Genomic DNA, 20,942 nt, shown 5'->3' on the forward strand with positions numbered 1-20,942 from the left:
TCAGGCGCCGCGGCGGATGCGGCCCGCGTACTGGGCCTCGAGCCTGAGGTTGTGGCCGTCGCCCCCGGGGACGTTGGCCGACAGGTAGACGGGCGGGACGTGCCCTGACGCCAGCAGGTTCCGCACCGTCGCGGTGACCACGAGCTGAGCGATCAGGGCAGAGGTGATGGTCGAGACGGCGCCGGTCGCGCCGCCTTCCGGCAGGGGCAGTACGGCGTCGCCGTACGGGGCCCGGTTGTCCAGGACGACGTCGGCCAGGTCCGTCAGCTTGCGGCCCGAGGGGTGGCGGGACGTGGCGGCGCCGCCGTGGGCGCGGGAGGTGATGGCGATCAGGTCGTGACCGCGCTCCTTGACCAGCGTGGCCAGCTCGACGACCACGCCGTTCACGCCGGAGTTGGAGATGACCACGAAGAGGTCGTCCTCGTGGATCGGGGCGTGCTCGAGGATGGCGTGCGCCACGGCCGGGTCGCGTTCGAGGTCGTAGCGGTCGAGCTCCTCGCGGGCGGCCCCGCCGTACAGGACGATGTCTCTGAGGGCGAGGCGGTTGGTGGGGACCAGGCCGCCGGCGCGTCCGGCGATCTCCATCGCGACGGCCTCGGAGTGGCCTGAGCCGAAGGCGTGGATCACGCCGCCGGACTCGACGGTCCTGGTGAACAGGGTGGCGGCCTGCTCGATGGCCGGGTCTTCCGGGATCGTCGCGACGAGGGTGGCGATGTGGTGCGCGAAGTTCTCTGGCTTTATCGTCATGTGTCGTCTTCCGGGAGGCGATGTCCGGTTATCGCGCGGACGGTGACGTCGAAGGCCTGTTTGGTGCGCTCGTAGGTGCGCTGGGCTACCGAGACGTAGACGACGTCCAGCACCAGCAGCTGGGAGTGGATCGCCGCGAACCCGTCCGACCTGAACGTCGTCTCCCTGGCGGACGTCGTCAGCACCAGCTCGGCCACCTCCGCCAGCGGCGAACGCGGGTGCGAGGTGACCGCCACCGTGATCGCGCCGTGGCTGCCCGCCTCGGCCAGCACCTCGATGGCCTCCCTGGTACGGCCGCTGTGCGAGATGCCCATCGCCACGTCGCCCTGACCGAGCAGGGCCGCGTCGGTGAGCGCCTTGTGGGCGTCGGACCTGCTCCAGGTGGGGACGCGCATGCGTTGCAGGCGGTACTCCATCTCGTTGGCCACCGCCGCGCTGCTGGCCACGCCGAACAGCAGCACCCGCCCGGCCCGCGAGATGGCCTGCGCCACCTTTTCGACCACGGCCAGATCCAGCTGGTCGCCCGTCTCCTGGATCAGCCGGGTGTCGTTGCCGGACACCACCTCGAGGACCCTTTCGAGCGGGTCGTCCGGCCGGATCTCCTGGCCGATGTCCGTGTGCCAGGTCTGCCGCTCGCGCCGCCCGGTCTCGGTGGCGATCGCCACCCTGAGCTCGGCGTACCCGGCGAAACCCAGGGCCCGGCAGAACCTCGTGATCGTCGCCGTCGACGTCCCGCTCCGCTCGGCCAGATCCACGATGGTCAGCCTCGCGGCCTCACCCGGGGTCTCCAGGATGGCATCGGCCACCTTCTTCAACGCCTCGGGCATGTCCTGCCGCTCAGCCCGCATCCGAGCCAGAAGCTCCATGCGGTGATAATTATGCCCAGAACACTCCCCGTCAAGGCCATCAGGCAATAATTCTTAACACCTCCTGCCGGGCGCCCGGCGCACCCATCCTGCGGAGAGCCACCAGCACCGGGTCGACTCTTACGACCACGACGAGATCGGACGCAACCCCTCGACGCCAACGAGCCCCGGTCCGGAGCGCGGCACCTGCCACGTCCCCGCACCGGAGCGTCACGACCTGCGCCCACCCCACGAGCGGTGGGGCGGGCGCACAGGACTACGCCATCAGTGACCACGCACAGGACCACGACATCCCTGAGCACGCACAGGACCAGACATCCCTCAGCACATGCAGGACCGCGGCGTCCCTGAGCAGGAGCACGACATCCACAATGCGCGGGCGCGCGACGCGGCGCCCATCCCGGGCGCCGGATCGGCCAGGTGGAGTGCGGCATGCCGTACCACGTGAGGATGGTCGCTACTCCTGGGTCAACTCCTTGGGCTTGGGGCCGCCGTAGATGGGGTTCTTGGCGAGGTGCTTCTTGGTCACCAGGAGACGGACCACGCCTGCCTCCTCGGCCTCGGCCTCCCAGACCCACCAGTCATCCCCTACATGGGCGGGCTGATGATGGGGGTCGACGCTGAAACCGTCGTCATTGGGCGTGATGACCTGGAATGTCGCGCGGAGGCCGCGCCGGCGCACCTCCGCCATGACGGTCCCCACCCGCTGCTCGTCCACGCGGAACCCGGCGAGCATCCCGCCCTTCCTCGTCGCGGGCCCAGCATCCTGGTACTTCTCCCCCGGTCTGGCCGGACGCCCGAGTACCACGGTCCCGGTGCCGGCGAAGCGCCGCGACACCGAGATCGCGAGCATGCAGCCGTCCTGGCCGATCTTGCACCCTGCGGGCTCCGGCGCCCCACCGATCACGCTCTGCTCGGTCGTGTTGGCGAACGTCATACGCACCACCTGTCCGACCCGCGGCGGCGACACCGGGACCAGGTCCAGCCCCACGTCCAGCCCCACCGCCAGGAACGCCTCGCGGTACTGCGCGTGGTCGGCGAACGGATCCTTCACCCTGGCCACCCACTCGTCGCCGCGCTGCTCGATCTCGATCGCGGAGTTCGCATAGGACGTAGCAGTCCCCTCCCGACCAGGCAGTACGGCCGGCCCCACGACAACCCCCACCGCGACCGCCGCCGCGAGAGCCACCCCCACGACGACCATCCGCCTCCGCGAACCCCACCTCGCACGCCGCCCGACCCGCTCCCCCGAGCCCTCCGAGAGGACCGCCTGCCCTGGGCTCTTCGAGAGGACCGTCACCCCCGAGCCCTCCGAAAGGTCCGTCACCCCCGAGCCCTCCGAGAGAACCGTCTCTCCCGGACCCGCCAAGAGGATCGTCTCCCCCGAGTCCTCCGTGAGGACCGTCATCGCCGAGCCCTCCGAGAGGACCGTCTCTCCCGGGCTCTCCGAGAGGACCGTCGCCCCCAGCCCCTCCGCGAGGACCGTCTCCCCTGGGCTCTTCGAGAGGATCGTGTGGAGGAGGGCGCGAGCGGCGGGTGTGGTGGAGCGGCCCGCGAGGGACTCGTCGCTGATCCTGGCCAGCCTGCTGATCTGCTCGTCAACGGGGTTCACACTGACTCCACGGCATAGCGGTTGACGGTGACGCCCACCCTGGACAGCGCCTTGGAGAAGCGCTTGCGAGCCCGGTGCAGGCGGATACGGACGGCGTTGCGCGAGGCGCCGAGAACCGTGGCGATCTCGCCGTGGTCCAGCCCCTCCCAGGCGACAAGTGACAGAATCTCGCGATCGTCATCTGATATCGCACCGAACGCTTCTGCGATCGCCGACATCGCGACGCTGTCCTCCGGCACGATCCGCCCGCGGCCGGCGTAGACATCGGCCAGCTCGGCGGCCAGCGCGACGGGCCGCCTGGCCTGGCGGCGATGGTGGTTGGCCAGGATGTTCCTGGCGATGCCGTACAGCCAGAGCCTGGCCTCGTCCCCCGGCGGCAGCACGTCGACGCGCCGCCACGCGGTCGCGAACGTCTCCGCCACCACATCAGCGGCGTCCTCCGGAGAGTCACACCGCCGCAACGCATAGCCCAGGATCGGCTCGTACGTCTGGCTGTACACGGCCTCGAACCGGCCACGCGAGCTGTCATCCACAGGCACGCCCCATGCCGCCCTCCACAATCAGCGCTTCCCCATCACCTCCACATGTCCACACCCTCCACCCCATTTCACCCTCCCTCCCAAAAAGCCGCAGTACGGCACCGCCCACCACAACCCGGCTACGCCGACGCAGCCCACGAACGGCGCCCAACCGACAAGCACCGGATCCACGCGCAGGAATGCGGGCGCGCCGAGAGCCGGGATGCGGAGCTGCGGCGGCGAGAGCCAGATGCGAACGGCGAGGGTGCAGCGAGCGCGCATGCGACGGGAACCGGAGTACGGAGGGCGGACGCGGGGGCGCACGCGAGGGCGCGGGGGGCGGAGTGCGGGCAGAGTGCCGAGGGCGGACGCGGGGGCGCACGCGAGGGCGCGGGGGGCGGAGTGCGGGCAGAGTGCCGAGGGCGGATGCGGGGGCGCACGCGAGGGACGCGGGGGATGGACGCGGGGGGCGGCCACGAGGGGCGGACACGAGGGGCGGACACGGGGTCGCACGCGGGGTCGCGGGGGCGTACGCGGGGGGAACGCGAGGGCGCGGGGGCGGACGCGGGGGCGGGCGGATGCGGGGGGCGCGCGAGGGACGCGAGGGGCGAGGATGCGGCGGGCGCGCATGCGCCAGGAAACCGGAGTGCCGGGGGCGAACGCGGGAGACGCGGAGGCGTGGGGGCGGGACGTGGGGGCGCGAGGGGCGGACGGGAGCGGCGAGGTGCGGCGGGCGCGCGTGCGACGGGAACCGGAGTGCGCGAGGCGGACGCGCGGGGCGAACGCAAGGGCGCGCGGGGCGGACGCGGGGGGGCGCGGGGACGCGGGGGGCGGGCGGACGCAGAGGGCGGGGTGTAGTGGGAGCGCGGGTGAGGGCGGAGGCACGTTGTAGAAGGAGCGGAGGCTGGCGGGGGCAGGGGTGGGGGGTTATGAGGTTAGGAGGGCGGCGCTGCCGTAGGAGGCGCCGAAGCCGGTGATGAGGGCTACCTGTTTGCCTGTGCGGAGTTCGCGGACGGCTTGGGCGACGTTGTTGAGGCCGTGGACGTAGCCCTCCGAGAGGAGGCCGCCGTGCGGGTTGATCCAGGCGTGGTGGCGGCCGAGGAGGTAGTCGGCGAGGTCCGCTCGCCGTACCAGCCCGAAGTCCTCCAGCTGGCGGGGCACGAGCCAGGAGTAGGCGTCGTAGAGGAGGGCCGTGTCGACGTCCGTGGGGCGCATGCCGGAGGCGTCCCAGAGCATGGGGGCAACGTAGGAGGAGAAGATGGCCGACACGTCTTGCGCGGTGGCCATGGTCGAGCAGCCGGGGCCGCCGCCGCGGACGACCGCGTGGATGCGCGGGCCCGGCAGGGTGGCGCTGACGAGGAGGGCGCAGGCGCCGTCCGTCTCCTGGCAGCAGTCGACCGTGCGCAGCGGGGTGCAGACGTACGGCCGGCCGAGGTACTCCTCCCACGACAGCGGCTCCCTGCGCAGGGCACGCGGGTTGGCCTTGGCGTTGTCGCGCGACTGGGCGACGACGGCGTGCAGGTGCTCCGCCGTGAGCGAGGTGTCGTGCAGGTAGCGGGTGGCGGCCATGGCGAACAGCGGGATCGGCCCGGCCATGCCGTACCTCTGGGTGATCTCCTCCTCCGGGCCCGTGGAGACGGTGTTCATGCGACGCCCGGAGCGGCCGTTGAGCGCCCGATATATCAGGACGTGGCGCGCCAGCCCCGCGTGGATCAGCATCGCCGCGGAGCCCAGGATGGACGCCGCCTGGGTGCCGCCGCCGGCGATGTCGTTGTGCCAGCCCAGCCGCTCGATCCCGAGCGCCCGCGCGACCTGCGTCACCGGCGCCGAGTCTCCGAGGTGGTAGCTGAGCACCGCGTCGACCTCTCCCGGCGCGATCCCCGCGTCCTGGCAGGCGGTACGGCAGGCCGCCACGGCCAGGTCTTCCTCCGTACGGCCGGACCGCCTGGACAGCTCCGTCATGCCGATCCCGGCGATGCGGGCGCGTCCGGCGAAGGGTTGCATGGGGCTCCCGAGCCTCGAAGTCGTCCGCCGGGGCGGGGCGCGATCCGTCCCGGCGGGCGACGTGTGTGGTGCTCGCCGTCACGGTAACGCTCCGCGGTCGTGAGGACAAGCGCTTGCTCGGTACCGCCTCAACACGAACCCCGCACCACATCTCACCGCCCCGGCGCGGTGCCCGATCTCGGCGGGGTCAGGGACTCACCGCCGCACGCGTTGCGCCGAACTTCGCCGCCGTCACAGCTCGCCGTACCGGCGCAGGAGGCTTGCCGCACGGACCCCCGGAGACCAGGCCAGAGCGGTCTCGCCGCACACGTTGCGCCGGGAACCGCCGTCGTCACAGCTCGCCGTACCGGTGCTGGGAAGGGCGGGTCGCCCGTTGCGCTGGAGCAAGGCGCGGGGGCGCGCCACGAGGTGCGGGGGTGCGGCGCGAGGTGCGGGGGCGCGGCGCGAGGTGCGGGCGTGAGGGCGCGCGGGGTGAGAGAAGGGGGTGGTGGGGATTGTCATTGGATGGCAATCTAACCGGGGCGTGTTGGGTATCCCCTTTTGCGGGGCGGGGTGGCATCATCCGATAGCCCGCTCCTATCAGCATCGAGGTGCGCGATGGATCTTCGCCAGGTCCGGTACGCGATCGCGATCGCGCGCGCGGGAAGTCTGCGCCGCGCCGCCACCGTGCTGCACATCGCCCAGCCGACCCTGTCCGAGCAGCTGAAGGCTCTGGAGAAGGCCATCGGCGTGGAGCTGTTCACCCGCTCGTCGAGCGGCGTGAAGCTCACCGAGGCGGGCGAGGCGTTCCTGGCGCAGGCCACCGTGGCGGTGGACGCGTTCGAGCGGGCCGTGAGCGCGGCCCGCGGCAAGGGCAGGTCCTCGCGGCTCGGCGTGGCCGACGGGCTGGACGACATGCTGGCCCGCCTGCTGCCCGAGCTGCACGACCCGAGGCTGCGGGTGGCCCCGATGCCCACCGCCGAGCAGATCGTCTCGATCATGGATGGCACGCTCCAGGCGGGCCTGGGCTACGCGCCCGGCTCGCTGCCCAGGAGCGTGGCGCGAATGCTCATCCAGCGTTCCCCGGTCCGCGCGCTGCTCCCGCGCGATCACGGCCTGGCCGCGCAGGAGCGGATCGCGCTCGCCGACCTGGCCGCCGAGCCGCTGGTCACGCCCGAGTCCGACGCGGGCCGCTATCTGGAGGGCTTCGTACGCAACGGCCTGCACCCCCGCCTCGGCCCTGCAGCCCCCACCCACGACCTGGTGGTGAAGCTGGTCGAGGACGGCGCCGGTTACACACTGTGCGTCAGGGACACGGTGCCGGTGCCGGAGCGGCTGGCGTTCGTGCCGATCGTCGAGGAGGTGCCGCCCATCGAGGTGGTGTTCCTGTGGAACCGCCAGTCGGACGTGCACGACCTGGTGCACGCGGCCCGCCACCTGGCCAGAACGGGCTAGCGCTATTGTCCTCGGATGCGCATGTCCGAGCTGAGCGCCACCTCCGGGGTTCCCATCGCCACCATCAAGTACTACCTGCGCGAGGGCCTGCTCCACCCGGGTGAGCAGCTGGCGGCCACCCGCGCCGACTACGACGAGTCACACCTGCGCAGGCTGCGCATGATCCGGGCGCTGCTCGAGGTGGGGCGGGTCCCCGTGGCCGGGATCAAGAAGGTGATCGCGGCCGTCGAGGACGAGTCGCTTCCCCTCCACTTCGTCCTGGGCACCGCCCACTACGCCCTGGCCCAGACGGCGGAGCCGGAGCCGGACCAGGAGTGGGCCCGCGAGGAGGTCGACCGCATCATCACCGAGCTGGGCTGGCGCATCTCCCCGAACGCCCCCACCCGCGACGAGCTGGCCCACACGCTGATCCGCATGCGCCAGCTCGGCCTCCCCCAGGACCTGGGGCCCTATGCCGCCGCGGCCGAGAAGCTGGTCACGGAGGTGGAGATGGACCACGTCCCGTTCACCGGCCCGCGTGACGCCGCCGTGGAGTCCCTGGTGCTCGGCACGGTCCTGTACGGCAGGGCCCTGGACACGCTGCGCCGCCTGGCTCAGGAGTCGGAGTCGGCCCGCAGGTTCACACGGGGTTCTTGAGCGCCCACTGCGCCGCCCGTTGCAGCAGGGTGCGGTGGATCTCGTTGTCGTAGGAGCGGGTGTCGTGCCCGAGCGCGTCGTAGACGACGCGGCCGCGCCGTACCGGGCGGGCCCAGACGAGCGGCTGGCCGTCGGCGGAGGCCAGCGGCCGGACGTCGGGCAGCACGTCCAGGTCGGAGTAGACCTCGTCGACCACGGAGAAGTCGCGCAGCCCCTCGACGATCGGGTGCGAGCCGTGCACGCGGACGCTGGTCCAGCCCAGCGGCGGGTGGTGCGACTTGGGCCAGGTCCAGCAGCCGCCGAGCACCCGCGGCCAGCCCTGCCAGTCGTCGAAGCAGATCGAGGCCGCGTGCATGCACAGCAGCCCGCCGCCGCGGTCGAGGTGGTCGAGCAGGGTGGTGCGCGCCTGGGCGGGTAACGAGAATCCCCACTGGTCACGGAGGTCGGCGAAGCGGTCGAGCCCCATCCGCCAGCGCAGCGCGTTGACGGTGATGAGCTGGTACTCCGACGGCTCCCCGAGCGCGCCCGCGATGTCCTCGGTGATGTCGGATTCGACGCCGACCTCGGCCAGCACCTCCGCGAGCGCGGCGGACGTGGCGTCGAAGTCGTGGAACGGGCCTCCAGACAGGATCAGGTTTCTCGCCACGCCCCAACCTCATCACGCTCAACGCGGCATTTCCATACGTGGCCCGGATCACTGTCACAAACGCGGGTGGTCCCCCGTCCTGCTGCAAAGAGCACTGCGAAGGAGTGATCATGAGAGTTCTGGTCGCGGGGGCCACGGGCGTGATCGGCCGCCAGCTGGTGCCACTGCTGGAGGCCGTAGGCCACGAGGTGATCCCCATGTCGCGCAAGCTGGCCGACGTGCTCGACCGCGAGGCGACACTGCGGGCCGTACGGCAGGCCGCCCCCGACGCCGTGGTCCACCTGCTGACGGCGATCCCGAAGGAGATCGATCCGCGCAGGTTCGCCGAGCAGTTCGAGCTGACGAACCGGTTGCGGACGGAGGGGACGCGGAACCTGATCGACGCGGCGCCCGGCGCGCGGCTCATCACCCAGGGCCTGGCCTACGCCTACGAGCCGGGCGAGGGACTGGCCGACGAGGACACGCCGCTGTGGGCGCGACCGCCCAAGCAGTTCCGCCCGGCCAGGCGGGCGCTGGCCGAACTGGAGGAGCTGACCGCCGGGGCGGGCGGCCTGGTGCTGCGCTTCGGTCACCTCACGGGCCCCGGCACGGTCTACGCCAAGGACGGTTCGACGAGCGTGGCGGTGCGGGCGGGCAAAATGCCGATCGTGGGCGACGGGGGCTCCGTCTTCTCCTTCACCACCACCCACGACGCGGCCACGTCGATCGTCACGGCGCTGGACAGGAACGTGACCGGCGTGCTGAACGTGGTGGACGACACCCCGCTGACGGTCCGTGAATGGCTGCCCGCCTTCGCCGAGCGGCTGGGCGCGCCCGCGCCGAAGCGTGTGCCGGAGTTCCTGGCCAGGCTGGCGGTCGGCTCCTGGGGGACGGCGTTCATGACGCGCCTGCGCGGGGCCGACAACGCCCGCGCCAGGCTGCTGCTCAACTGGCGGCCCCGGTACGCCTGCTTCCTGGACGAGCAGGCATGATGCAAATCGTGGATTTCGAGGAGTTCCGTCCCATGCTGCTCGGGCTGGCCTACCGCCTGCTCGGCAGCATGTGGGACGCGGAGGACGTCGTCCAAGAGGCCTGGCTGCGCTGGGAGAGCACGGACAAGAGCGAGGTCCGTGAGCCGCGCGCGTTCCTGGTGACGATCGTGTCCCGGCTGGCGCTTGACCAGCTGCGCTCGGCCCGGGTCAAGCGCGAGGCCTACACGGGCCCGTGGCTGCCCGAGCCGGTGCTGACCTCGCAGGCGGGGCCGCTGGACACCGCCGAACTGCGCGACACCGTCTCCTTCGCCACGCTGCACCTGATGGAGCGGCTCTCGCCGCCGGAGCGGGCGGCGTTCGTGCTGCGCGAGGCGTTCGAGCTGCCGTATGAGGAGATCTCCGAGATCGTCGGCACGAGCGTGGCCAACGCCAGGCAGTTGCACTCCCGCGCGGCCAAGCGCCTCGCCGCGGGCCGTGACAGGTTCCAGCCCTCCGACGGCGAGCACGCCAAGCTGCTCGCCCGCTTCATCGAGGCGGCGGGCGGCGGCGATCTGTCGGCGCTCACCGACCTGCTGCACGACGACGTCGTGTCGTGGAGCGACGGCGGCGGCAAGGTCCGCGCGGCGCTCAACCCGATCGTGGGCCGCGACAAGGTGCTCGCGTTCTTCGCCGGGCTGGTCCGCCGCTACAGCGGCTTCGAGTGGTACCCGCTCGAGGTCAACGGCGAGGCCGCCCTCATGGTCACCATGGGGGACGACGCGCGGCTGCTCACCTTCGGCATGCGCGACGGACTCGTCGCCGACGTGTTCCTCGTGGCCAACCCGGACAAGCTGGGCCGCGTGCAGGATCTATAGTCTGCCCCTATGGATCTCGGTATCACCGGCAGGGTCGCACTGGTCACCGGCGGGAGTTCGGGGCTGGGGCTCGCCTCGGCCAAGAGCCTGGCCCGGGAGGGCTGCAACGTCTGCGTGAGCGCGCGCAACCCGGAACGGCTGGCCGAGGCCGTCGTCGAGCTGCAGGAGTTCGGCGGCGTGGTGCACGCCGTGCTGGCCGACGTGGAGGACCCGGAGGCGGCGCCCCGGGTGGTGGCCGAGACGCGCGAGGTGCTCGGCCCCGTGGACATCCTGGTCGCCAACGCGGGCGGGCCGCCGCCCGGGCGCTTCGTGGACATGGGTCCCGACGAGTGGGACATCGCGGTCCAGCGCAACCTGCTCGGCACGGTCCGGCTGATGCATGCCGTACTGCCTGACATGCGCTCGCGCGGGTGGGGGCGGATCGTGACGATCACCAGCCGTTCGGTGCGCGAGGCGCTGGACGGGCTGGCGCTGTCGAACGCGACCCGCTCCGCGGTCGCGGGCATCGTCCGTACGGTCGCCCGCGAGGTGGGCGGCGAGGGGGTGCTGGTGAACAACGTGCTCCCGGGGCCGTTCGACACCGACCGGCTGCGCTCGATGGTCGGCGACGACGAGGGCCTGGTGCTGGCGGCCAACGGGGTGCCGCTGGGCCGGGTCGGGCGGGCCGAGGAGCTGGGTGACGTGGTGGCGTTCCTGGCCAGCGAGCGCGCCTCGTTCGTGAACGGCGTCTCGCTGCTCGTGGACGGCGGCGAGAGCCGCGTCATCGCCTGACGGCCGCCCGCACGACGTCCTGCGCCCAGCGGGCGGGTTCATCCGGCAACGTGACGAAGTACGACAGATTTGCGCGGTGGAAGCAGGCTCCCATGAGCAGCGTGGCCGCCGTCGCGCTGTCGAGCGCGGAGTCCAGGCGCCCGAGCCGCTGCTCCTCGCTCAGGTAACTCGCCAGGCGCTCGATGGGCAGGTGGGGGCCGCCGCCGACGGTGGCGAGCATCTCGCGGAACCCGGCCAGGAGCTGCGGGTCGCCGATCACGCCGGAGGCGATGCCGGCGGCCTTGGTGTAGAAGTCCAGCGCGGTCAGGGCGAACGCCGTGAGGTTGGCCACCAGGTCTCCCCGGCCCGCCTCCAGCTCGAGCCGCGCGAGCGCCGGGGCCAGTGCGGGCATCCGCTCGAGCAGCACGGCGAGGACCAGCCGTTCCTTGCCGGTGAAGTGCTTGTAGAGCAGGGCTTCGGAGCAGTCGGCCCGCTGCGCGATGCGCTTGGTCGTCGCCCCGGCGATCCCGTGCTCCCGGATGACCTGCTCGGCGGCGTCGATGATGCGATCGCGGGTGTTCATCCGCACAGCATATGAGTGAGTGCTTACTAACTTGGCGAGACATGACATCCTTCCCTTAGAAGACTTCAGGGGAAGGCAGGGGCATGGACAAGCCGGTCATCGTGACGGTCGACGACGACCCGGGCGTGTCGCGGGCAGTCGCCCGTGACCTCAGACGCAAGTACGGGCAGGAGTACCGGATCGTCCGCGCCGAGGATTCCGTGCAGGGCATCGAGGCGGTCAAGGAGATGCGGCTGCGCGGCGACGACGTCGCGGCGATCCTGGCGGACTACCGCATGCCACAGATGAACGGGGTGCAGTTCCTCGAGGCCGCGATGGACATGTATCCGTACGCGCGGCGGGTGCTCTTGACCGCCTACGCCGACACCGACGCGGCGATCCAGGCGATCAACGTCGTGGACCTGGACCACTACCTGCTCAAGCCGTGGGACCCGCCGGAGGAGAAGTTCTACCCGGTGATCGACGGCCAGCTGGACGCCTGGCAGCGCACCGAACGGGTCGAGCGGTCCGAGCTGCGCGTGGTGGGCGACCGTTGGTCGGCGCCGTCGTACCAGGTGCGCGACTTCCTGGCGCGCAACCACGTGCCCTACCAGTGGATGCTGTCCGACGATCCCGAGGCGGCGCAGCTGGTGGCCGCGGCGGGCGAGGACTGCCACCTGCCGCTGGTGATCACCGCGGACGGCGTCACGATGGAGTCGCCCGACCAGGCCACGCTCGCCTCGGCCGTGGGCCTGTCGACGACGCCGGCCACCGACTTCTACGACCTGATCGTGATCGGCGGCGGGCCCGCGGGACTGGGCGCGGCGGTCTACGGCGCCTCGGAGGGGCTCAGGACCGTGCTGGTCGAGGCGCACGCCTCGGGCGGGCAGGCGGGGCAGAGCTCCAGGATCGAGAACTACCTGGGCTTCCCCGACGGCGTGTCGGGGGCGCAGCTGGCCGACAGGGCGCGCAGGCAGGCGCTGAAGTTCGGCGCGGAGCTGCTGACCGCGCGCAAGGTCACCAGCCTGGAGCCGCGCGGCCAGGCCAGGGTCGTGGGTTTCAAGGACGGCGGGGAGATCGCGGCGCACGCGGTCATCCTGGCCACCGGCGTCACCTACCGCCGGCTGGACGCGCCCGGGCTGGACGACTTCGTGGGCAGGGGCGTCTTCTACGGCGCCGCGCTGACCGAGGCGCCCTCGTGCCAGGACGGCGAGGTCTACATCGTGGGCGCGGCCAACTCGGCCGGCCAGGCGGCCGTCTACCTGGCGGGATTTGCCAGCAAGGTCAATTTGTTGGTGAGGGGTGACGGTTTGGAGAAGTCCATGTCGCACTATCTCATCGAGCAGATCCAGGCGCAGCCGAACATCGAGGTGCACCTGCAGACCCAGGTCACCGGCGGCGGTGGCGACGGGCACCTGGAGCGGCTGACGGTCGCCACCAAGGGCGAGGAGCGCACGGTCGACGCGCAGTGGCTGTTCGTGTTCATCGGCGCGGAGCCGTACACCTCCTGGCTGGGCGACACGATCGAACGCGACGAGAAGGGGTTCGTGCTGACCGGGCCCGACCTGGTGCACGGCGGCAAGCGGCCGCGCAACTGGACGCTGCGCCGCGAGCCGTACTACCTGGAGACCAACGTGCCGGGCGTGCTCGCGGCGGGTGACGTGCGGGCCGACTCGATCAAGCGGGTGGCTTCAGCCGTCGGTGAGGGCGCGATGGCCGTCGCGCTCGTGCATCGCTACCTGGAGAAGCAATGACGACCCCTATCGACGGCACTGTCGACATCGACGCGCTGCGCAAGCTGTTCCTCTTCGAGCGCCTGACGGACGAGCAGCTGACCCTGCTCGCCGCCAAGGGCGAGGTGCGCGAGTACGCCAAGGACGAGTTCATCCTGCGCCAGGGTGAGCCCTCGGAGACGTTCTTCGTCCTCATGGAGGGCGAGATCCAGATGTCGACCGACACCGACGCCGGTCCCGTGGCGCAGCCGCGCTCGACCCAGCCGGGCGTGTACGGCGGGGCGGTGTCGGCCTACCTGGGCAACCGGGCGCCGGCCACCTACCAGCACTCGTTGCGGGCCTGCGCGCCCACCAAGATGTTCGCGCTGCCGGCCAAGAAGTTCGGCTACATCGTGACCGAGTGGTTCCCGATGGCCATGCACCTGCTGGAAGGCATGACGTACGGCGGGCGGGCCGCCCGGGAGATCATCGACCGGCGCCAGCGGCTGACCGCGCTCGGCACGATCACGGCGGGGCTCACCCACGAGCTGAACAACCCGGCGGCGGCAGCCGTACGGGCGGTGAGCGAGCTGCGCACGCTGATCAGGGAGTCGCGCGTGCAGCTGGCGGGGTTGGCGACCGACGGGATACCGCCGCAGAAGCTGCTGCACCTCATCGAGATGGCCGAGGGTTGCGCGCAGGCCGTGGGCACCCTGGCGCCGCGCACGCCGATGGAGGTGTCCGACGCCGAGGACGAGGTGGGCGAGGCGCTGGAGGAGCTCGGTGTGACCGACGCGTGGGACCTGGCGCCCTCGCTGGTCAACGCCGGGTTCAGCCTGGAGTCGCTGGCCAAGATCCGCTCCAAGGTGGGCGAGGAGCACGCCGGGGCGGCCCTGCGCTGGCTGGCCGACGCGGTGGAGATCTCGCAGATGCTGGGCGAGATCACCGAGGCCACCGAGCGGATCACGTCGCTGCTGTCGTCGGCCAAGCAGTACTCCCAGATGGACCGGGCGCCGTTCCAGATGGTGGACGCGCACGAGCTGCTCGACAGCACGATCGCGATCTTCCGCGGCAAGATCCCGCCGGACATCAACGTGGTCACCGACTACGACAGGACGCTGCCCGAGATCCCGGCCTACGCCGGCGAGCTCAACCAGGTGTGGACGAACCTCATCGCCAACGCGCTGGACGCGATGGGCTCGCAGGGCACGCTGACGATCAGGACGGCGCACGACGAGGATGAGGCGATCATCGAGATCGGCGACACGGGTCCCGGCGTGCCGGACGCGATCAAGGACCGGATCTTCGAGCCGTTCTTCACCACGAAGACCGTGGGGCACGGCACGGGGCTCGGCCTGGACATCTCCTACCGCATCGTGGCCGGCCGCCACAGCGGCGAGCTGAAGGTCCGCTCGGTGCCTGGCGACACCTGGTTCGAGGTACGGCTGCCGCTCAGGGAGATTCCTGGGGCGTCGGCTGTATGATCGGCGCGTGGAGCAGGTCCCAGTCGGGATAAATCCCCATATCCCCAACGTCGCCCGGATGTACGACTACTACCTGGGCGGCAAGGACAACTTCGCCGCCGACCGCGAGGCGGCGGAGAAAGTCCTCGCGATCGTGCCCGCGACCAGGGACGCCGCGAGGGAGAACCGCGCGTTCATGCAGCGCGCGGTCCGGCATCTGGCCGGGCGGGGCATCCGGCAGTTCCTGGACATCGGCACCGGGCTGCCGACCCAGGGCAACGTGCACGAGGTGGCGGGTCCGGACGCCCACGTCGTCTACGTCGACAACGACCCGATCGTGCTGACCCATGCCCGCGCGCTGCTTGCCGGGTCGCGCAGCGGCGTGGAGGTGGTCCAGGGCGACCTGCGCGACCCGGTGGCCATCATGGACGAGGCCAAGCTGATCGACTTCTCCGAGCCGGTCGCGGTGCTGGTCGTGGCCGTGCTCCACTTCGTCCAGGACTCCGACGACCCGGCGCGGCTGATCGGGCTGCTCAAGGAGCGGATGGCGCCGGGCAGCCACCTGGTGCTCTCGCACGCCTGCCCCAACCGGCCCGCCGAGTCCGACGACATCTCCCACGTCTACGACGCGGCCACCTCCGGCATCAGGCTGCGCACGCGGGCGGAGATCCTGCCGCTGTTCGACGGGCTCGACCTGGTCGAGCCCGGGCTGGTGAACGTGGCCGAATGGCGGCCCGACCTGGCTGAACTCGCCCCGCTGCAAGGGGTGGGCGACTACCTCCTCGGTGGCGTCGCGCTCAAGCCCTAGCCGGGCACGCCCACAGGACCCAGTCGCTGCCGGTGGCGGTGGCGGTCCAGCCGTGCGCCGGTGGTCCCGAGGTGAGCGGGGTCAGCGCGCTGCACGCCCCGGCGGGCGGGGCTCCCTGGTAGCGCTCCAGCGCCGTCCACCAGACCTGGTACGTCAGCGGGACCCACACGCGCCACGAGACCCGGGTGTCCAGCGCGACCCTGCCGGGTGGCGGCGCGGGCAGCCAGCCGGGTCCGGCGGCGGGCGCGGCCTTGGGCGCGATGTCGGCCAGGAAGGCCAGGTGGACGGCGGCCACCCCGGCGGCGACCAGTGGCAGCCTGGCCCGGCGCGGCATCCACAGCGCCATCGCCGCCAGGCAGGCCAGGATCGCCAGCGCGGCGGCCGAGGCGGCGACCAGGTCGAGGTGGTCCCAGGTTCTGGTCAGGAAGTTCACCTCGGGGAAGTCGAAGGCGATGAAGTTGTAGGTGGTCAGCCGGTCCCCCGCGTACCAGGCGGCCGCTCCCCCCGCGGCCACCAGGATCCCGGCTCCCGCCAGGGTCCGCCGTACGGCGGCGGGGCGGGGCAGGCGCAGCAGGACGATCAGGCCCGCGAGGAGCCAGGCGGCGGCGACGCAGGCGGTGTAGCGACCGTAGACGTAGTTGCCGACCCGGTGCTCGTCGGGGAGCGCGGCCGAAGAGGTGTAGGCGATGCCCAGCGTCGTCAGCAGGAGCGTGGCGGCCAGCACGCGCGGGCCGGGAAGCCCGCCCCGCCTGAGCGCGACCACGCTGGCGCCCGCCATGCCCACCCCGGCCAGGCCCCAGGTGGCGGTGACCAGGTACCAGAGCTGGCCGAGCGCGCCGGACAGCGCCCAGGCCTGGCCGTCGGCGCCGGTGAGCCGGTCGGCCAGCATTCCCGAGAGGTCGCGCACGCCATCGGGGTAGAGCGCCGCCGACACGGCCCGGTTGAGCGCCAGCCCGGCCGCGGCCACGATCCCCGCGACGGCCAGCGACTTCAGCGCGGCCGATCGCGGCACCCGGCGGGTGAGCAGCAGGGCGACGACCACGACGACGAAGACCCCGAAGATGATCGTGCCTCGCATGTGCACCGTCGTGGCGTAGCCTGCCAGCGCTCCGGCCACGATCCCGGATCTGCCCGCCGTAAGGTCGTGGAGCGCGATCAGCCAGCCGAGCACCAGCGTCGGCAGGATCGCGTCGGTCAGCGCCAACCCGGAGAACTCCATCAGCGCGGGGCACAGCCCGGCCACGAAGGCCAGCAGCAGCGCGGGACGCGTGCCCGTCCGCAGGCGGCGCAGCGCCAGGTACGCCAGGGGGAACGCGGTGGCCGCGGCCATCGAGCCGATCGCCACCACCAGCCGGTAGGCGGTCTCGGGGTCCGCGGTCACCCAGAACACCGGCACCAGCAGCAGCGGATATCCGCCCTGGTAGAAGGTCGAGCCGGACAGGTCGCCGCCGGGTCCGCCGGCCAGCCACCGGGCGGCGAGCAGGTAGCCGGTCTCGTCCGGGTTGGCCACCGGGCCCGTGTGGTAGCGGAACAGCCACAGCCGTACGGCCAGCTGCGCGATCCACCCGCCCACCAGGACCCAGGTCACCGATCTTCGCGGGCTGGAAGGTGCGGCGGGAGGTCTGGTGCGAACAGGTGCAAGCGTCATCGGTCCCCCTGATCCATCTGCTGGAGCAGGAAGTCCACCAATGTCGGCATAACTCGGCCGTCACCCGAAACGGTTATGCGGACGTTAGGGCTGGAATCCCGGCGTAGAACTGATACGCTCCCAAGCGAGCGCTTGGTCACATCGAGAGGCTGCCCGCATGAAGTTCTCGACCTTCCACCTGTTCCATCGGTCCGACGGCCAGAGCTTCAAGGAGGTCTACGACTACCACCTTGAGCTCATCGAGCTGGCCGAGGAACTGGGGTTCGACGGGGTACGGCTGGCCGAGCACCACTTCCGTGACTACGGGGTCGTGCCGAACCTGTTCACGCTGCTGGCGCACGCGGCTGCCAGGACGTCGCGGATCAGGCTGGGCACCGGGATCGTCGTGCTGCCGTTGCACAACCCGGTCCACGTGGCCGAGGAGGCCGCGATGGTGGACCTGCTGTCCGGCGGGCGGCTCGACCTGGGGATCGGACGCGGGTACCAGAGCTTCGAGTTCGAGGGGTTCGGCATCGACCTGGCCGAGGCCCGCGACCGCTTCAACGAGGCGCTCGAGGTGATACTCGGGCTGTGGACGCAGGACGTCTTCCAGCACGAGGGCAAGTTCTACAAGACCGGCGCCGAGGTCTCGCTCGTCCCCCGCCCGCTGCAGGACCCGCACCCGCCGCTGCACGTGGCCGCCGTCTCCCCCGAGACCGTGACCATGTACGCCGAGCGCGGCCTGCCCATCCTGGCCGACCCCGCCGCCACGTTCCGCAAGGTCGTCAACGCGGCCAAGACGTGGAACGAGCTGTCACCCAAGCCCGGCGAACTGGTCGTGGCCCGCACCGTCTACGTGGCTCCGACGTTGGAGCAGGCGCGCGAGGACCTGGCCAGGTTCGAGGCGATGTTCGACAGGTCGCGGATCTTCAACGACAAGAGCTCGCCGATCGACCCGAAGACCGGGCGCGCCGCCCAGGGCTTCGAGTACTACCAGGACCGCTACCTGAAGGGCGGTTCCGTCTCCGCCGACTTCCGCTGGGAGCAACTGGAGGTGATCGGCGATCCTGAGCGCGTCATCGAGCAGATCTCGCTGCTGCGCGACGCCGGGTTCGCCAACCTGCTCTGCGACTTCGGCAGCACGCGGCCGCTGCCGCTGGAGGAGATGAAGCGGGTCATGCGATTCTTCGCCCGTGAGGTCATGCCCGCATTCCAGAGGGAGGTTCGATGATCCACTCGTTGACACTCTCCGATGTCCTGGCCGAGCACGCCCGTAGCCGCCCGCAGGTCACCGCGGTCGTGGACGGCCAGGTGCGGCTCACCTACCCGGAGCTCGACGAGCGCGTGTCCCGGCTGGCCGACGCCCTGGCAGGGCGCGGCGTCACGGCCGGGGAGCGGGTGCTGTGGGTGGGACAGAACTCGCATGCCGTACTCGAGCTGCTGCTGGCCTGCTCGCGGCTGGGGGCGATCTTCTGCCCGGCCAACTGGCGGCAGTCCGCCCAGGAGCTCCGGTTCATCGTGGACGACCTGACGCCGCGCGTGGTGTTCTGCTCGCCTGATTCGGCTGCCGAGGAGTCCTGGATAACGGACTACGCGGGCTTCGTCGCGGGCGGCTCCGTGCGGGACTTCCCGCCGGTGGACGACGCCTCGCCCACGCTGGCGCTCTACACGGCCGCCTTCGACGGGCACCCTCATGCCGCCCTGCTCAGCAGCGCGGCCCTGGTCGCGCACAGCGCTTCCCTGCTGGTGGTGCGGCAGATGGAGCCCGGGTTCACCTTCCTGAACAGCGGGCCGCTGTTCCACGTGGGCACCATGATGTTCTGCCTGGCCACGCTGCAGATCGGCGGGACGAACGTGATCATGCCCGCCTTCGACGCCGAGGAGCTGTGCCGGCTGGTCGACGCGGAGAAGGTCACGCAGGCCTTCCTGTTCGGCCAGATGATCGACGCGGTGGTGGCGGCCAACGCCGGAGGGAAGTACGACCTGTCGTCACTGCGGTTCGTGGCACACTCTCCCGAGTGGGACGCGATGATCACGGTGGACGACTCGCCGTGGTGCCGGTCCAAGATGGGCGGGTACGGTCAGACCGAGGTGGGCGGGATGCTCACCTTCCTGGGGCTCGCGCCCGGGGGTGCCGGGTTCGCCGGGCGGCCCTCTCCCCTGGTCCAGGTCCGCATCCTCGCCCCCGACGGCACCGAGGTCCCGGTGGGCGAGGTGGGGGAGATCTGCGCCCGCGGCAAATCCCTTTTCACCGGATATTTCGCCCGTCCCGACTTAAATGCGGCTAAGTTCGCCCACGGGTGGCACCACACCGGGGACCTCGGGCGCCGTGAGCCCGACGGCACGCTCACGTTCATCGGCCCCAAGCTCCGCATGATCAAGTCGGGCGCGGAGAACATCTACCCGGCGGAGGTCGAACGCGCCCTCAAGTCCCACCCCGCCGTCACGGACGCCGCCGTCATCGGCGTCCCCGACGCGAAGTGGCACCAGTCAGTCAAAGCCATCGTCGTCACCTCCTCAGAGGTAACCCCGGACGCCTTGCTCGCCCACGTCCAATCCCAGATCGCCTCCTACAAAAAACCCCGAGACATCGTCTTCGTCCCCGAGATCCCCAAAAAGGGCTTCACCCCCGACTACGACACCCTCGACACCACCCACGGCGGCGGCAACTACCCCGGCACCTGACCTGCCCGGGTGGTGAGGACCTGGCCGGTGGGTGGGCCGCCGAACATGTCGGTGGGGTTCCAGACGGCGGCCAGGATGAAGAGGGTTCGGCCGTCGGGGCCGCCGAGCATGCAGGCGAACGGGCTTCTGTCCAGGTCCACGCGCTGGAGGATCTCGCCGCCCTCCTGGACCCGGACGCACGTGGGGCCGCCGGTGGAGGTCCAGATGGCGCCCGACTCGTCCATGGTGATGCCGTCGGGGCCCAGGCCCTCCGCCCAGGTGCGGCGGTTGGAGAGCGTGCCGTCCTCGGCCACGTCGAAGGCCGTGAGCCTGCCGGCGAACGACTCCGCGATGATCAGCGTGCCGTTGTCCGGTGAGACGACCATGCCGTTGGGGAAGGCGATCCCCTCGGCCACCACGCTCGCCCGCCCGTCGGGGGTGATGAGGGCGATGTACCCGGGCACGAAGTCGGGGCGCTCGTGCAGCGGCACGTCCATCGGCTCGCGCCGGACGTTCTCCAGGAAGGCCGGGAAGTCGAAGTCGGCGCCGTTGACGTAGACGTTGCCCCGGCCGTCGACGACGATCTCGTTGAAGCCGCTCGGCAGGCCACTCAGATCGGCGTGCGGCACGATGCTGCCGTCGGGCTCCCGCCTCAGCAGCCGCCCTCCGGCGTTCGGGTTGGCGGGCACGATCAGCATCCGCCCGTCGGGCAGCCACTCGATCGAGTGCGGGCTGATGTCCGGGTCGCGCAGGACGACCTCGCTCTTGCCGTCCATGTCCACGGCGACGATCTCGTGCGCACCCCAGTTGCAGAACCACAGCCTGCCGTCGTGCCACCTCGGCGACTCACCGATGTTCAGCCCGTCCAGCAACACCTTCGTCTCGGACATCGTTCCTCCTCGATCTCGCTTCCTCACCCCCTACACGAACCACCCCCACCCACATCGACACCCCTCCCAAAATTCCTCCCTGTACGGCAAGCCACCCCACCCCGGGAACCCCGCGCTGAGCCCCACCCGAGCCACGGCACGCCAGGCACAGCTGCCCGGGAGATCAACCGCCTCGCCA

General features: G+C 71.1%; 19 protein-coding genes. 10 read left to right on the forward strand and 9 right to left on the reverse strand.

Features of this window, described 5'->3' with window-relative positions; genetic code table 11:
• The 5 genes from KIK09_RS27975 to KIK09_RS27995 all read right to left on the reverse strand — a co-directional run bounded on the left by KIK09_RS27975 (position 1) and on the right by KIK09_RS27995 (position 5,747).
• The gene (locus KIK09_RS27975; RefSeq protein ID WP_214322351.1) at positions 1 to 747 is read right to left on the reverse strand and encodes a sugar isomerase domain-containing protein; all 747 of its coding nucleotides are present in this window, start codon (positions 745 to 747) and stop codon (positions 1 to 3) included.
• Positions 744 to 1,613 (reverse strand): MurR/RpiR family transcriptional regulator, encoded by an 870-nt coding sequence (locus KIK09_RS27980; RefSeq protein ID WP_214322352.1) that lies wholly within the window; start codon positions 1,611 to 1,613, stop codon positions 744 to 746. The genes KIK09_RS27975 and KIK09_RS27980 overlap by 4 nt, the downstream gene beginning before the upstream one ends.
• A 457-nt stretch (positions 1,614 to 2,070) precedes the next feature.
• Complete coding sequence (locus KIK09_RS59425) at positions 2,071 to 3,225, reverse strand: hypothetical protein (protein ID WP_275956300.1); 1,155 nt, start codon at positions 3,223 to 3,225, stop codon at positions 2,071 to 2,073.
• The gene (locus KIK09_RS27990; RefSeq protein WP_214322353.1) at positions 3,222 to 3,758 is read right to left on the reverse strand and encodes an RNA polymerase sigma factor; all 537 of its coding nucleotides are present in this window, start codon (positions 3,756 to 3,758) and stop codon (positions 3,222 to 3,224) included. Before KIK09_RS27990 ends, KIK09_RS59425 begins: the two co-directional genes overlap by 4 nt.
• A 912-nt stretch (positions 3,759 to 4,670) precedes the next feature.
• Positions 4,671 to 5,747, reverse strand: coding sequence for a thiolase C-terminal domain-containing protein (locus tag KIK09_RS27995; protein WP_214322354.1), 1,077 nt, complete (start codon positions 5,745 to 5,747; stop codon positions 4,671 to 4,673).
• A gap of 597 nt (positions 5,748 to 6,344) precedes the next feature.
• Between KIK09_RS27995 and KIK09_RS28000 the strand changes: the two genes are divergently transcribed.
• Complete coding sequence (locus tag KIK09_RS28000) at positions 6,345 to 7,181, forward strand: LysR family transcriptional regulator (protein ID WP_214322355.1); 837 nt, start codon at positions 6,345 to 6,347, stop codon at positions 7,179 to 7,181.
• Between the two features lie 15 nt (positions 7,182 to 7,196).
• Positions 7,197 to 7,817, forward strand: a complete 621-nt coding sequence (locus KIK09_RS28005) for a MerR family transcriptional regulator (protein ID WP_214322356.1) — start codon at positions 7,197 to 7,199, stop codon at positions 7,815 to 7,817.
• Here KIK09_RS28005 and KIK09_RS28010 read toward each other — a convergent pair.
• Positions 7,801 to 8,463 (reverse strand): ThuA domain-containing protein, encoded by a 663-nt coding sequence (locus tag KIK09_RS28010; protein WP_214322357.1) that lies wholly within the window; start codon positions 8,461 to 8,463, stop codon positions 7,801 to 7,803. The two genes, KIK09_RS28005 and KIK09_RS28010, sit on opposite strands and share 17 nt — an antisense overlap.
• Before the next feature lie 110 nt (positions 8,464 to 8,573).
• On the opposite strand from KIK09_RS28010, the gene KIK09_RS28015 reads away from it, so the two are divergent.
• The 3 genes from KIK09_RS28015 to KIK09_RS28025 are packed head-to-tail and all read left to right on the forward strand — an operon-like array spanning position 8,574 to position 11,059.
• Positions 8,574 to 9,434 carry an NAD-dependent epimerase/dehydratase family protein gene (locus KIK09_RS28015; RefSeq protein ID WP_214322358.1) on the forward strand — a complete coding sequence of 287 codons (861 nt, stop codon included), beginning with the start codon at positions 8,574 to 8,576 and terminating at the stop codon, positions 9,432 to 9,434.
• Positions 9,431 to 10,288 carry an RNA polymerase sigma-70 factor gene (locus KIK09_RS28020; RefSeq protein WP_214322359.1) on the forward strand — a complete coding sequence of 286 codons (858 nt, stop codon included), beginning with the start codon at positions 9,431 to 9,433 and terminating at the stop codon, positions 10,286 to 10,288. Before KIK09_RS28015 ends, KIK09_RS28020 begins: the two co-directional genes overlap by 4 nt.
• Positions 10,289 to 10,297: 9 nt before the next feature.
• Positions 10,298 to 11,059 (forward strand): SDR family NAD(P)-dependent oxidoreductase, encoded by a 762-nt coding sequence (locus KIK09_RS28025; protein WP_214322360.1) that lies wholly within the window; start codon positions 10,298 to 10,300, stop codon positions 11,057 to 11,059.
• Here the strand turns inward: KIK09_RS28025 and KIK09_RS28030 are convergent.
• Complete coding sequence (locus tag KIK09_RS28030) at positions 11,049 to 11,621, reverse strand: TetR/AcrR family transcriptional regulator (RefSeq protein WP_214322361.1); 573 nt, start codon at positions 11,619 to 11,621, stop codon at positions 11,049 to 11,051. The two genes, KIK09_RS28025 and KIK09_RS28030, sit on opposite strands and share 11 nt — an antisense overlap.
• An 83-nt stretch (positions 11,622 to 11,704) precedes the next feature.
• Between KIK09_RS28030 and KIK09_RS28035 the strand changes: the two genes are divergently transcribed.
• From KIK09_RS28035 to KIK09_RS28045, 3 genes are read left to right on the forward strand one after another with little or no spacing between them, the layout of a single operon-like run.
• The gene (locus KIK09_RS28035) at positions 11,705 to 13,354 is read left to right on the forward strand and encodes an NAD(P)/FAD-dependent oxidoreductase (protein ID WP_214322362.1); all 1,650 of its coding nucleotides are present in this window, start codon (positions 11,705 to 11,707) and stop codon (positions 13,352 to 13,354) included.
• Entirely contained in the window at positions 13,351 to 14,796 is a 1,446-nt protein-coding gene (locus KIK09_RS28040) for an ATP-binding protein (protein WP_214322363.1), read from the forward strand. Before KIK09_RS28035 ends, KIK09_RS28040 begins: the two co-directional genes overlap by 4 nt.
• 7 nt (positions 14,797 to 14,803) lie before the next feature.
• Positions 14,804 to 15,583 carry an SAM-dependent methyltransferase gene (locus tag KIK09_RS28045; RefSeq protein ID WP_308164327.1) on the forward strand — a complete coding sequence of 260 codons (780 nt, stop codon included), beginning with the start codon at positions 14,804 to 14,806 and terminating at the stop codon, positions 15,581 to 15,583.
• Here the strand turns inward: KIK09_RS28045 and KIK09_RS28050 are convergent.
• Positions 15,573 to 17,171 (reverse strand): hypothetical protein, encoded by a 1,599-nt coding sequence (locus tag KIK09_RS28050; protein ID WP_214322364.1) that lies wholly within the window; start codon positions 17,169 to 17,171, stop codon positions 15,573 to 15,575. The two genes, KIK09_RS28045 and KIK09_RS28050, sit on opposite strands and share 11 nt — an antisense overlap.
• Positions 17,172 to 17,388: 217 nt before the next feature.
• On the opposite strand from KIK09_RS28050, the gene KIK09_RS28055 reads away from it, so the two are divergent.
• Together KIK09_RS28055 and KIK09_RS28060 are read left to right on the forward strand one after the other, a co-directional pair.
• Positions 17,389 to 18,441, forward strand: coding sequence for an LLM class flavin-dependent oxidoreductase (locus KIK09_RS28055; RefSeq protein ID WP_214322365.1), 1,053 nt, complete (start codon positions 17,389 to 17,391; stop codon positions 18,439 to 18,441).
• The gene (locus KIK09_RS28060; RefSeq protein WP_214322366.1) at positions 18,438 to 19,895 is read left to right on the forward strand and encodes an AMP-binding protein; all 1,458 of its coding nucleotides are present in this window, start codon (positions 18,438 to 18,440) and stop codon (positions 19,893 to 19,895) included. The genes KIK09_RS28055 and KIK09_RS28060 overlap by 4 nt, the downstream gene beginning before the upstream one ends.
• Here KIK09_RS28060 and KIK09_RS28065 read toward each other — a convergent pair.
• Complete coding sequence (locus KIK09_RS28065; protein WP_214322367.1) at positions 19,880 to 20,764, reverse strand: SMP-30/gluconolactonase/LRE family protein; 885 nt, start codon at positions 20,762 to 20,764, stop codon at positions 19,880 to 19,882. The two genes, KIK09_RS28060 and KIK09_RS28065, sit on opposite strands and share 16 nt — an antisense overlap.
• Between the last annotated feature and the right edge of the window lie 178 nt (positions 20,765 to 20,942).

Origin of the sequence: Nonomuraea sediminis (assembly GCF_018531495.1) — a bacterium.
Lineage (GTDB): Bacteria > Actinomycetota > Actinomycetes > Streptosporangiales > Streptosporangiaceae > Nonomuraea > Nonomuraea sediminis.